Source organism: Aquimarina sp. (assembly GCF_977115655.1).
On sequence record NZ_CDSBKO010000049.1, the window covers coordinates 1 to 13,701 of the forward strand.

General features: G+C 32.9%; 10 protein-coding genes. 2 read left to right on the plus strand and 8 right to left on the minus strand.

Annotated elements, in window-relative coordinates:
* Positions 1 to 667: 667 nt before the first annotated feature.
* The 5 genes from ACZIYX_RS17750 to ACZIYX_RS17770 form a co-directional block, all read right to left on the minus strand.
* Positions 668 to 2,965, minus strand: coding sequence for an FdhF/YdeP family oxidoreductase (locus ACZIYX_RS17750; protein WP_462683597.1), 2,298 nt, complete (start codon positions 2,963 to 2,965; stop codon positions 668 to 670).
* Positions 2,966 to 3,471: 506 nt separating this feature from the next.
* Positions 3,472 to 3,597, minus strand: a complete 126-nt coding sequence (locus ACZIYX_RS17755; RefSeq protein ID WP_462683598.1) for a hypothetical protein — start codon at positions 3,595 to 3,597, stop codon at positions 3,472 to 3,474.
* Positions 3,598 to 3,621: 24 nt separating this feature from the next.
* On the minus strand, positions 3,622 to 4,194 hold the full coding sequence (locus ACZIYX_RS17760) for a hypothetical protein (RefSeq protein ID WP_462683599.1): 573 nt from the start codon (positions 4,192 to 4,194) through the stop codon (positions 3,622 to 3,624).
* 24 nt (positions 4,195 to 4,218) lie between these two features.
* The gene (locus ACZIYX_RS17765) at positions 4,219 to 5,880 is read right to left on the minus strand and encodes a SusD/RagB family nutrient-binding outer membrane lipoprotein (protein ID WP_462683600.1); all 1,662 of its coding nucleotides are present in this window, start codon (positions 5,878 to 5,880) and stop codon (positions 4,219 to 4,221) included.
* Between the two features lie 21 nt (positions 5,881 to 5,901).
* Entirely contained in the window at positions 5,902 to 9,150 is a 3,249-nt protein-coding gene (locus ACZIYX_RS17770) for a SusC/RagA family TonB-linked outer membrane protein (RefSeq protein WP_462683601.1), read from the minus strand.
* 305 nt (positions 9,151 to 9,455) lie between these two features.
* Between ACZIYX_RS17770 and ACZIYX_RS17775 the strand changes: the two genes are divergently transcribed.
* Complete coding sequence (locus ACZIYX_RS17775) at positions 9,456 to 10,226, plus strand: LytR/AlgR family response regulator transcription factor (RefSeq protein ID WP_462683602.1); 771 nt, start codon at positions 9,456 to 9,458, stop codon at positions 10,224 to 10,226.
* A gap of 310 nt (positions 10,227 to 10,536) precedes the next feature.
* On the plus strand, positions 10,537 to 11,676 hold the full coding sequence (locus ACZIYX_RS17780) for a sensor histidine kinase (protein WP_462683603.1): 1,140 nt from the start codon (positions 10,537 to 10,539) through the stop codon (positions 11,674 to 11,676).
* 26 nt (positions 11,677 to 11,702) lie between these two features.
* Here the strand turns inward: ACZIYX_RS17780 and ACZIYX_RS17785 are convergent, their stop codons facing one another.
* From ACZIYX_RS17785 to ACZIYX_RS17795, 3 genes are all read right to left on the minus strand, one after another.
* On the minus strand, positions 11,703 to 12,248 hold the full coding sequence (locus ACZIYX_RS17785) for a hypothetical protein (protein ID WP_462683604.1): 546 nt from the start codon (positions 12,246 to 12,248) through the stop codon (positions 11,703 to 11,705).
* A gap of 143 nt (positions 12,249 to 12,391) precedes the next feature.
* Positions 12,392 to 12,817 (minus strand): hypothetical protein, encoded by a 426-nt coding sequence (locus tag ACZIYX_RS17790; RefSeq protein ID WP_462683605.1) that lies wholly within the window; start codon positions 12,815 to 12,817, stop codon positions 12,392 to 12,394.
* On the minus strand, positions 12,804 to 13,676 hold the full coding sequence (locus tag ACZIYX_RS17795) for a hypothetical protein (RefSeq protein WP_462683606.1): 873 nt from the start codon (positions 13,674 to 13,676) through the stop codon (positions 12,804 to 12,806). The genes ACZIYX_RS17790 and ACZIYX_RS17795 overlap by 14 nt, the downstream gene beginning before the upstream one ends.
* Between the last annotated feature and the right edge of the window lie 25 nt (positions 13,677 to 13,701).

Consider the following 13,701-nt stretch of genomic DNA (forward strand, 5'->3'; position numbering starts at 1 on the left):
ATGAACTCAAAACCTTCTTTCGTTTTGCGGCTGCAAACCTACAACCTTTTTTTGTTCCGGCAAGTCTTTTTTTAAGTTTTTTTGAGATTTTTCCCTCCTTTAAAAACAACTTGTAATCTTTATCAATGAACTCAAAACAATATCCCGTTTTGCGGGTGCAAACATACGACTGTTTTATAGTATTACAACTATTATTTTACCTTTTTTTTACCTTAAATTAACAACTGCTTGATATTATTGTGTTTACATCCCTTTTTATTTTAACTTCTACTGGGTTACTGGTCTGGTACATCGCTTTTTTGAGGAAATTACCCCAGAATACCTGAAAAAACTCCCGGTATAAGGGCTCTGTATACCTGAATGAAAATTACTTGTGGAATAAAATGGTGTTCTTATTTATTAAGGATAAAGATAAAACAAAATCCTTGCGTGAGGGATAGAAGAGAAAACCCCGCAGCTTGAGGTACGAAATGCGAGGAGTTGTAACGGATAGCCCGACCCAAAGGGACACGCCATAAGAAAATACTACTATAATATATATAAAGAGAAAATAGAAATACTGAAATTATTACTCTTTAGTAACCCCTTTTGTATTATGGCTTCCGTTTTTAATTTCGACAAGCTTAATGTGACACGCAAGAATGACCAATAATCTGATTTCTGTATATTATATTTTTTCTACAGTAACTACTATAGATTTACTAATTGGGGTATTGCTTTTGTCGGCAAAGTGATTGTATGGAACTAATACATTGGTTTCTGGAAAATAGGTTGCTAAATTTCCTTGGGGTATATTATATGGTATAACCAGAAAATTGGGTGCTTTTCTTTCTTTATTATCATAATGGCTTATCAAATTAACCGGATCTAGTTTTTGCAGGTTTTGTTTTTTCATATCGTCTTTATGCATCAAAACGATTCTTCGCTCATTATATATACCTCTATACCGATCGTCTAATCCATAAATGGTGGTATTAAATTGATCGTGTGAACGAATGGTCATTAATATAAATTCGTTTTCTTTTATATCATGTTCTGGTAACTGACATATACTGAACTGTGCTTTTTGATTTGGTAGTTTACTAAAGTCTAATTCTCTTACATTATTGGGCAGATAGAATCCTGATCCTTTGGATCTGTTATTGAGATCTTCGAATCCATTAAAAACTTGTTGGATCTTTTCTCTGATTTGCTCGTAGTCTTCGCTCAGGTTTTTCCAATCTACGATATGATCTCCTTTATAATAGGCATCTGCAATACCGCCTATGATTTCGGGTTCGCTTTTTAAGTTTTCTGAGGCTGGTTGTAACAGTCCTTTGGATTGATGTACTTTGCCCATACTGTTTTCTACGGTAAAATATCTTGGCTTACCGTTTTTGGTATCTAGTTCTGACCTGCCTAGTGTTGGTAATATTAGAGCGGTTTTGCCTGTAACGAGATGGGTTCTGTTTAATTTTGTGCTTATGGATACGGTTAGGTCACAGTTTTGAAGGGCTTGTGCTGTGTATTCTGTATCGGATGCTGCGGATAAAAAGTTACCTCCTAATGCTATAAATACTTTTGCTTTGCCTTGATGCATTGCTTGTATAGCGTGTACGGTATCCAGTCCTTGTTTGTCTGGTGGTGTAAACCCAAAGGTTTTTTGTATTGCTGTGTTTAATGCGGGTGAAACGTGGTGCATAATCCCTACGGTTCTATCGCCTTGTACATTACTATGCCCCCGAACGGGACAGGTTCCTGCTCCTGGTTTTCCTAAACTGCCTTTAAGCAGTAACAGGTTTACACACTCTTTTATATTATCGACTCCGTTTTTGTGTTGTGTTAGCCCCATTGCCCAACATATAATAATTTTATTGTTGCTTGCTAACAGTTCTACGGTTTGGTCTATTAGGTTTTGGTCTACCCCACAGGATGCTAATAGCTCTGTTTCTGAATATTGCTCTACATCTGCGAGAAGGTTTTCATATCCTTGTGTATGGGTGTTTATAAATTGGTGATCGAAGATATTTCCTTTTTCTTGATCTAGTTTTGCTAGTTTTTTGATAAGGAGTTTTAGCAGGGCTACGTCCTGGTTTATTTTTACTTGCAGATGTATATCTGTTAGTGCGGCTCCTGAGGCTAGTACTCCTTTTATTTCTTGTGGGTTTTTGAATCGGATTAATCCTGCTTCTTCTAATGGATTGATGCTTATGACTTTGCCTCCATTTTCTTTGCATTTTTGTAATGCAGATAGCATTCTGGGGTGATTGGTGCCCGGGTTTTGCCCGATTACCATAACGATTTCGGCTTTATCAAAATCTTCGAGCTTTACGGATCCTTTTCCTATACCTAGTGTTTCGTTTAGTGCGACTCCGCTAGATTCGTGGCACATATTGGAGCAATCCGGCATATTATTGGTGCCAAATGCTCTTATAAACAGGCCATATAAAAATGCTGCTTCGTTACTGGATCTACCTGATGTATAAAAAACTGCTTCGTCCGGAGTGTCTAAAGCATGAAGTTCTTTGGCTATTATGGTATAGGCATCTTGCCAAGAGACGGGTTGGTAATGTATACTGTCTGGTTTTAGGAGCATTGGCTGTGTGAGCCTACCGCTTTTACCTATTTGATAGTCTGACCAATGGGACAGGTCTTCTACAGAGTATTTGGCAAAAAACTCGTTATCTACTCTTTGATTGGTCGCTTCTTCTGCTATTGCTTTTGCTCCATTCTCACAATACTCCCCTAGTTTTGATGGACTATCGGGATCCGGCCATGCGCAACCCGGGCAATCGAATCCTTCTTTTTGATTCATTTTGGAGAGTATGTGCATAGATTTTACTACTCCCATTTCTTTAAAGGCATGTTGTAATGCTACTTTTACTGCTGGCAATCCTGCTGCATAGGTTGCTGGTTCTTTTATGGTGATGCCGGTATGGGTTGTTGGTCCTAAGACAGAAATGTTTCTTTTTTTGGTAGTGCTCATTATATGTACTCTATAAAATGCTAAATGGTATTATCCCAAAGATACGGTTATCTGTTGAAATGTATAATTCTTGTTTTATGGAAATATTTATAAGGACTGTTAATTGATTATGTTTGATACCAGATCAGGGAGGCAAGCCCACAAGAGGAAACTTTTGCTTTCATTTTGAGCAAGCCGAATTACTCCATAATGGAGATTGAAAAACTGAACTCAATTTCTATGCGCACGATTTCAACGTTAAAATGAATGATACTTAAAAGAAAAGCCATCAAATCATTAGAACAGATCTGATGGCTAATCAAAAAAATAAAAGCAACTAATTTTTTGTTACCGTAAAGCTTATACCTGTTATGGTACTATCATCGGGTTGTATCAAATTTTGCATTATCAGAAATCTTGGTTGTACCTAAACAAATCCCTAAGGAACATGCCAATCCCGATACCTGATTTGAAGGTACTATGACGGTAGAACATATCAAATCAAACTGAAATGGTATGAGACGATTTCAAAAGCCTCCATTTTTACCATACGTTACATTAATTTGTCTTCTAATATCTAAAATAGCGGTAACTGTTACCGTAGCTTCACTAAACAGGGCTACTCCTATTCTTAACGAAGTTTGACTTACCATGCTATATTCTCCTGCAAGAAATGTTTAATTTCCAGAACGTACAACAGGTATAGGGTACGAGAAAGGAGAGTTAAAGAATGGACCTGTTATATTTCCTTCTAGATTTCCTGAAGAAAAAACACTGCCATCTGACAAATTTAATTGCAAACGAAATCTAAAAACATCCCCTCCGTCTATATCTGTATTGGCATTTAATCTTAATAGACTAACCACTTCTAAAGCAGTCACATCGATGATTGTTCTTGGTAGTCCTGATTCATTGTTTATTATAAAGTCTGCCGCAGTAAGGTTTACTACATTAACTTCTGAAACGCTACTATCCCCATTATCCGGAGTATTGTCTTGAAATTGTACAAATACATCTACAGATTCTAATAATTTTCCATTCTGGGCATCCCATTCTTCTATTTCAACAGAAAATTTGGAATTATCTAGATCAAGAAGATTAACAGATGGGGATAATAAATTTATTGTTCTTAGTCCTCCTGCTGTTTTTATATCATCTGTAATTGACTCGAAAATAAGTTTATCGTCATCCTTACATCCAAATATTGATATTAGTAAGAGTAATATTATTGGTTTAAGTATATTTTTCATTATGTATATCTTTTAAGTTGTATGTTAGTCTATAAAACCAGTAGGATTATTATCCCAAAAAACTTGTACTGCTACATTTGGTTTTTGATCTACTACAGAGTTTTGGTCTGCAAATATTGCTGGATAGAAAAAGGAACGAATAAATGCTCCCGGCTCTGCTAGTTCTGTAGGCTGTAAATTGGGCTGTCCTGTTCTTCTGTATGTATTATAAGCTTCTACGCCATTACCCCAAAGTGCTATAAAATACTCTTTTGCAATAACAGCCATTTTTTCTTCATTGGTAGTAGCAGCATCATACAGGCTTAATACTTTTGCTATGTAATTTTCAATATTTTGTGTTGTGGGCGCAAAAGTATTATCTACATTTTCTGGATTAAATGTGATAACTTTATCTATAGATTTGCGAATACCTTTTTCTAGATGAATTTTAGGGTCTCCCGTAGTTCCAAGAAAAAGAGCTGATTCTGCTAGCATAAAATCTACATATGAAGATAACATTATGGGAGATATCCCTGCTCCCTTCGTGCTGATATTTCTTCCGGTAATAGGTTTAAAAGAGTTATTGTCAAATAATCCTCCTACTGGATATAGCCCAAATGTTGTTCTTTTTGCATTATCTGGGGGAATCCCGTCTGCGTCTCCATGTATTCTACCCCAGTATCCATCATTAGAGAAATTACAGAAAATATCCTGAGATCCAAAATGTTGAGGAGGGAATTGGGTAATACAGGTCTGCTCATTTACATTTGTGGTATTTTGCCCGGCCTGACGATAAAAATAATAACGGGTCCTGGGGTCCATAATTCCTTTCTCTTCAACCATCCAATACATATATGTGGTATTCATATATTCGACTGTTCCATTATCAAAATTAGAACCAAACTCCGGGTGTCTACTATCAGGATTTGAATCATTTGAAGACCATTTTACTTCAAAATCTTCATTTTTGGTTATGATATAATTTCCACTACTGATAATCGAATTTATTTTGGATGCAACATTAGTGTCTACTAATCGGGTTTGCAGATAGATTTTAAGTTTTATCGTATTAACTAATTTTATCCATAAGCTTTCATCTCCATTATAAAAACGGTCATTAGCTGGTAATGCTAATTCTTTTTTATTAAAATCTATTATGGCTTCATCCAATAACACTTCCATTGCAGCATAGATTTCTGCTCCAGAATCAACATTAGGGTTGGGGAATTTTATCCCGTCTGTTGCTTCCGAATATGGCACATTTCCGAAAAAATCTACTATATTAATCATCAACATGGCTTCTAATACTTTGGCGATACCAACATGGGTAAAAAGCTCTTTCTCTTCGGCTAATGGTATCATGGTTCGAATATCTGGTAAAACAGTGGAATAGGTGGATCTCCATATTTGATTCAAGTTTGCAGGAGAATATGCATTTTGATATGTGGGTCCAGACATTTGCATTATTCTAGTAACTTCCATCCCGAATTTTGTCAATCCCTGAGTGTCTAAAGGAGTACCCTCGAACTGAATAATAAAACCAGCCTGAATATTGTTTAGAAAAAAATCAACATTAGATTGTTCTGGTGAAACTGCATTAGGATTGTTGAGTATTTCTAATTCCAGAGTCTCACATGAACTTATTAAGATCAGCATAGTAAAGAGAGTGTTCTTTAAGAAATATTTCTTGATTATATGTGCTATCATATTTTTAGTTTTTATTGTTTTTTAAAAAGAAGCTTTTACTGTTAATCCATATCTTTTGGCTGATGGCCCTGATATAAAATCAATTCCCTGACCGTTACCCACACCTGTACTAAGACTATTGGTGTCAAAATTTACATTATCAGGAAAATTAAATGCTTTATACCATAAATTAGAACCGGATATAGTTAAAGAAAGAGCTCCTAAGGGTGTTTTGTCTAATACCTTTTTTGGTAAATTATATTGTAGACTAGCCTCACTAAGTCTTAATGTAGATCCATCATATATGCTAAACTCGTTTGCTCCAAATCCAAGATTATTAAAATAAATTCGAGTGGTTGTCAACTGTATATCATTTGGCGAACCGTCTTGTTTAACACCTGGCAGTATATAAGTTCTTTCTCTATCCAGCGGTCTGTCTGAATCTACAACGCCTCTACCTATCAAAGCAGCAGAGGTTTGTGAGTATATATCTCCGCCATGTCGATATTGCCAGCTCATATTAAAAGAAAAATCTCTAAAACGTAATCCATTGCTTATCGTAGCAGTCCAATCAGGATTAGGATCTCCAAGATAATCGGTCGTGCTTGTTCCTACGACATAATCCCCATTATTGTCTACGGTTAACTCCCCATTTGTACGATCTACTGTAGTACCTAAAAGAACACCAAATGGTTTTCCTTCTACCGCATAGTTTGCGGGAGAACCAACAATAATAGGTGTTAAAGCGATATTTTCTGTTCCTTCAGGAAGTTTGGTTACCAAACTTTCATCTGCATAGAAATTACCACTAATATTCCAGTTTAAACCATTTGTATTTCTTATAGGGTTGATATCAAAATCAACCTCTATCCCTTTGGTTTCTAACTCTCCGGCATTAATAAGAACTCTTCTGGAACCGGATGAAGGATCTAATCTCTGATCTGTAATAAGGTCATTAGAGATTCTTTTGAAAACACTAACGTTAAGACCTATCCTATTATCCAGAAATTTACTATCTATACCTACTTCTATTTCTGAAACAGTTTCTGGTTTTAGATTAGGATTTCCCAGACGATCTGACACTTCATTACCAGAAATAGTATTACCGCTCCTGTCTATAAATAATCTTGATGTTAGATCTAATGTATTCCTTGTTCCATAGGCGTTGGGAAATCCGGCAGATGTTCCGTATCCCAATCGTATTTTTAGATAGTTCAGCCCCTTATCCGAAACCAACCCTTCAAAAGCACTGGTAGGAATAAAAGACAGGCTTCCTCCCGGGTATAGTATGGTTTGATTATCTCTTTCTAAGGTTGATGACCAATCATTTCTAATCGCTCCATTAAAATATAAATAATCTTTATATCCCAAAGTAGCATCGGCATAAACTCCAATAGTATTTACTTCATTTTTGGAACTTAAAGCGCTTCCACTAAAAAAGCTACTGGATGTAGAACTATTTACAAAGTTAAAATGTTCCAAAATCCCAAAAACAATTTGTTGCGTGCTCTCGACACCATCTTGCTCAAACAAATCTCTACGAGAGGTTGCTCCCAAAATCATTTTTAGGTTAAGGTTTTCTGTTAAATTTTTATCTGCATTTAAAATAAAACTGTGATCCCAAACGGTATTTTTTTTATTAATTGTTCTAAAAATACCTGTTACATCACCGTCAACTCCTCCTTTATTCTGACCATACGTATTGAATTCTGTATACGAATCCAACCCTAACCGGTATGTGGCATTGATCCAGTTATTGATTTCAAAGTTTATATTAAAATTTCCAAATATTCTATTGGTAAGTTGCGTAACCTTAGAATTGGCAACAGTCCATCTTGGATTTTGTATATCATTTGATGAGCGATAATATAAGCTTCGACCATCCGACGCCTGAAAAGGAAGTCCAAACAAATCAACACTTCTGGGTGTATATAATACGTCACCAAAAACAGAACTACCACTACTAATAGTACCACTGCCTGCAGAGGCCGCTACAGGGGGAGTTTTATAATCAGTTCTGGAAAAATTAAGAGCTCCTGTTACGGTAAATCTGTTGTTTAAAATAGCATTACCTCCCACGCCATAGGTATTTCTTTTGAGTGTATTGCCGGGAGTAAAACCTTTATCCTCAAGATGTCCATAATTCATGTTAAAATTGATCTTTTCTGTTCCTCCACGGATATTTACTGAGGTGTTATTTGCTACTCCTGTATTGAAAAATTGATCTACACTATTATATGGCTTATATTCATATTCTGAATTTGCAATATCCTCATAACCTATAACCAAAGATTGATCACTTAATTGAGACATTGGATTTACTAATAATGCTGTTCCTCCTTCTCTACGTATAAATAGATTATTGTTTTCCAGAAGTTGATTGCTCAACTCATTTTGATTAAACGAGGCGCCGTGGTTACTAAAAAAATACCCAAAGTTTTGATGAAAACCGCCTCCGTAATTGTCCTGATATTTTGGCAATACCGGATCTGTAAAAAATGTAGATTGCGAAATAGAAATTTCCGTTTTTTTGTTTATATTTTTGGTTGCTCCATTTTTGGTTGTTATTAAGATTACTCCGTTTCTTCCTCGTTCTCCATAAAGAACAGATGCACTTAATCCTTTTAATATATTTACAGATTCTATAGAATTAGGATCTAAGTCCAAAAATCTACTGGACTCTGTTTGATTATCAAAAAAAACATTTTCTTGATTAGATGATCCATCAAAAGGAACGCCATTTACAACAAACAAAGCTTGATTACTACCTGTTATTGACGTAAAACCACGAATAACAACATTGGTTGCTGATCCTGAAATCCCATTGGTTGCAGTGATATTAACTCCTGCGGCTTTACCTCTTAACACCCGCCCTAAATCACCTTCTTGTCGATCCTCAATTTCTTTGTTTGCAATTTTGCTGACTGCATACCCCAAAGAACGCCGCTCTCTTTTTATACCTTGAGCGGTCACTACCACTTCTTCAAGTGATTGAGTGTCTTCTTCCATTTGTAGATTAATAGTACTATTACTACCTATAGTTTTTTCTTCTTTCTTATGACCTATATAAGTAAAGACCAGAACTTGTCCTGTTTCGCCTGTAATAGAATAATTTCCATCAAAGTCAGTTTGAGCTCCTATTGTTGTGCTCTTAACGAGTATGTTTACTCCGGGGAGTGGTATGCCATTAGAATCCTTGACATTACCATTTACCGTTTTCTCTTGCGATTGTACTGTATAGCAAAAAAAACAGCATAATGCCATAATGAGCTTTAAATGATTGTTTTTCATATTAAAATAATGTTAATTTAGTTTTGATTAAAAATAAAAGGATTGTATCCTTAAGTTTTTTTATATGAAGTGAAAGACCTGTTTTATGATTTTAAACTATTATATCTCAGGTGAATTGATCCAAAGCGTGTTCCATCAAGTTTGATCTATTATTTCTTGATTTACATAATGATTTGAAAAGGTTTTATAATGAAGTAAATGATGTTTATCATGCTATAAACACAATGTTTTCTGATTTAAAACATACAATTTGAGTATTGCTATTATCTTAATATTTTTAACTTTAAAATCAAAAAAACACATTAATGCAAAAAGTCAGAACTATTTTGGTTGATGATGAGTCTCTGGCTCTCAAGCGAGTCGAACTATTACTTCAAGAATTTCGAGAGTTTGATATTATAAGCTTTTGTACTGATGGCAATATTGCGATCGAAAAAATAAATGAATTGAATCCTGATTTGATTTTTCTGGATGTGAACCTTATCCAGATGACTGGATTTGATGTTTTGAAAAACATTAAGCACAACCCATTGGTTATTTTTATTACGGCTTATGACAAACATGCTATAAAAGCTTTTGATTATTTTGCTTTTGACTTTCTTTTGAAACCATTCAAAGATGCTCGGTTTTATAAATGTATTGAGCGTATACAAACTTTTTTTTTGGACAAAGACAAGTCTGCATATAATGAAAAATTCAAAAATTTAGTTAACCATTTTAGTACACCAAAAAAATCGGAAGTCTTTTTTTCAAAAAAACTTCCTGTTAAACTCGGAAACAAAATTCATTTAGTTCCTGCCGAAGAGATAATTTACATTCTAGCTTCGGGGTATTACTCTGAGATATATACCGAGAATAAAAAATATGTGCTACGAGATTCAATTACTAACCTAACGGATCAACTAGAGAATTATCCTTTTGCCCGTATTCACAGATCAACGATTATAAGTTTTGAGTTTATTCAAGAATTGGTGTATTCTAGCTTTGGGGAACTGGATGTAAAGATGAAAAACAATGAATTGTTTAGAGTAAGTAAAGGCTATAAAAAAGAGTTTTTTCAAAAATTGGGGATATAAGCATGATTGTACTCGATATATAAAATAGCGCTTACATACAGGAAGTATAAAAATCGAGTATAGAAAAATTAAAAAGCCAGACTCCTCTGGCTTTTTTGGCTAACTCAAAAATCATTATAATGAAATTATTAGTTTCAATAGATTATTGAATTTCAAAAGTATATAAAAGATTGTTTTTTCAGGAATAAGAAGATTTAAAGAGGCTACATATGCTTCGAAAAGCATTTATCTTGAAGTATAGAAAAATATATAATAAAATAAGGATGAGGTTTGAGAAAATATGAACCTATTTATATAAATGTAACAAATCATGGATTTATTAAAAAAACTAAAGTTTTACCTTGATAAAAAGTTGGTATTACTGGTAATTGGTTTTTATGCCGTTTTCTCTGTCTTTGCTCTTGTAAAAATGGTGTATTTTAAAAGTATAGGAGAAAGATTTACAAACAATACGTGGAGCTATATGTTCTTAGGGGTTTATTTGGTTGATTTTTTGTTGGTGATTTTTTTCATGTCAATTACACTTATTATCACTAAATACATGGTTGTTAAAAAATTAAAATGGATACAAATCATTTTAGTTCATATTACCTTATCTGTTTTTTTAGGGATATTCATTTTTTATGGAATTTTATCCATTCAGAAGCTTTTTGGATTGGCTGACGCAATAAATATGCGCTTAGATACTATAATATACTATTACATGAATGTTATAGATTTAAATTTTTTAATCTACTTCTCGTTAGTCGGGATTATTCATACCTATTACTATTTTCAAATATCCAATTTGGACAAGCTTACCAAAATAAAATTGAAAAATAAATTTGAAACGGCCAAAGCAAGAATGTTACAAACCCAATTACAGCCACATTTTCTTTTTAATTCACTAAATAATATTACGGCATTAATTGATATTGATAAAGAACGGTCTAAAAATATGATTGCAGATTTAAGCAACTTTTTAATCAGAACATTAGAAATCAAAAATGCAGAGTTTATTACATTGAGTAAAGAGTTAGAAATTCTTAATATGTATATTAATATCGTTCAAAACAGGTTTCATGAAAATCTGAAAATAGAAAAAAAAGTGGATGAAAATACTTTTTACTTTTTTGTTCCTCCACTTATTCTACAACCTATTATTGAAAACATTATAAAACATTCGTACTCTATAAAACATGAAGAGATTTTGATAGAGATAACCATAAGAGAAGAAACAAACACTGCTCTTTTTATACAAATTAAAAATAATGGACAGTTATTAAATAAACCTTTAGAAGAATTGTTGAATACTGGTTTTGGACTTGCCAATATTAAGGATCGACTGGACATTTCTTTTAAAAATCAGTATACATTTAAACTATTTAATGATCTTGAGAACAAAAAAGTAATTCTTAATCTAATACTTCCTAAGGTATTGAGTGTTTCTTTAAAGGATATACGAATATAAACATACTTATTATAAAATGTTTTCTTTTACCAATCTGGAATTTCACTAAGGGATTCTACTTTTTTTAGTACATATATAGTACTATTACTTTTATCTGGATTAGGAAACATATCCTTTTTAGGCAAAGATTTAAACATAAACAGAGTGTCTTGTTTTATCCAACCATATTCTTTAATATAGACACCTTTTTCTTTATGCTTAACATAAAATGTTTCTATTTCTAACAAATTTCCTTTATTGATAGTATAATAACCTATATAAGTGGGCGTGAGTTTTTGTTCGTTTACATTTATTTTTGCATCAATACTACTTTGAAAACTACGTCCATTGTTATAAAATTTTATAAAAAACAAACTTTTATATTTTTTATTACCATATTCTAAAGTATCTGTTGAAATATAAATGCTCTTTGTATTCAGTATGTCTTCTTTTTTTAATTCATAAGGTTTTTTAAGTGAGGTAAACTTTGGTTTTTTAGGTCTATAGCCACCATCTACATGATGATAATAATTTTTACATGCAACAAGAATAGAACAGACACTGATTAACATTACCAACTTTTTCCACTCCATACCCCTGTTTTTTTTTGTAGTTATATTCAAATCTAAAATCTTTTATTGCTTTATGTATCGCATTTTGTAGCCAAGCATCTCCAATTAAATCGACTGTTGCATTATATCCATTAGAGTTATTAATTCGAATATAGGTGGATTATTTATTGGTCTTCTAATGGAACACCTTTATATTCATAAAGCTTAAAAAGTCGTTCTCTAAATATAAATTCTTTATTATTTTTCCAATAGATAGTATCGTTTTCAACATCTGTCATTTGTACCTTTATCATTATAGTATCTTTTAATTCTTTTTTAGATGGCATGATACGTTTAACATTTGGGTAGTATACATAATACATAGAATCATTTAATATCTTATAATTTGGATGAGAAGAATATTTATAAGCACCTTTTCCACCATATATAATCGTCGTTGAATCGCTTTCAAAATAAACTGTATTATTTAATACAGAACTATTAATTTTACCTGTATAATGGTAATTATAACTTTTGCCAATTATATGCTTTTGCGCTGAACAGCTATTAAATATAAATAACAGAAAAATTGTAAGACTAGTATTTCGCATAGATAATTGGTTTTTCCTTAATAAACACTTTAATATATTCAATATAAGATTTTTTCTTATCTGCTGAACCTAAACTAATATTTAAAATTCTATCGAATCTGTTTTGTTTATTAGCATTAAAAACATCTTTTGCACTACTACTTATATCCAATTTCTTTTTCGAAATTCTTTCATACAATCCATCTTTGAGAAAGCTATCTGCTACTTTTGCGATAATAGCAACTTTTATATCTTTCATTTTCTTTATTTCTATCCTTCCCATATCTTTTGTGTTTGTTGACATCATTAAACCCATAACATCTGATTCAGAAAGTGAAATATTTAATTTCAGCAATCCATCAAATGCATATTGTCGCTTGTATGTTTCTAATTCATCAAAGATATCATATGTAAGACCTGGCATTGATGTACCTCCTACTCCTATAAACTCTAATTGACCTGTTTCAAATTGAAAAACGTGTTTTAACTCATTTATTAGAGACCCCAAAGTACCATCATAAAAAACAGTCCCTGTATCACCTATCGCATTATAATCAAAATATGGCTCTGTGGATTGAACAAAAGAATACATTGTAGCTGATTGTTCTATTTTTTTAAACTCCTTTTGAACACTTTTTAATTCTTTTAGCCGAGCCTCTAAGTCCTTTTTATCCCCACCACTTGCAGTTTGTAATTTACTTTCAAGTTGTTTTATTTTATACGCTACTTTTCGTTTTAAAATATTAAATGTGTTTTTACTATTGGGATGAATATCTGAAGGCAAGCTATTATGTGCCAAATGGTCTAATTTCTGTTGCATTCTTTGTACACTATAATGAGTAGAGGTTAGAATCCCCTTAAGTTCTCGTATGTAATTCATATAAATAAGTATGGTTTTATGTAAA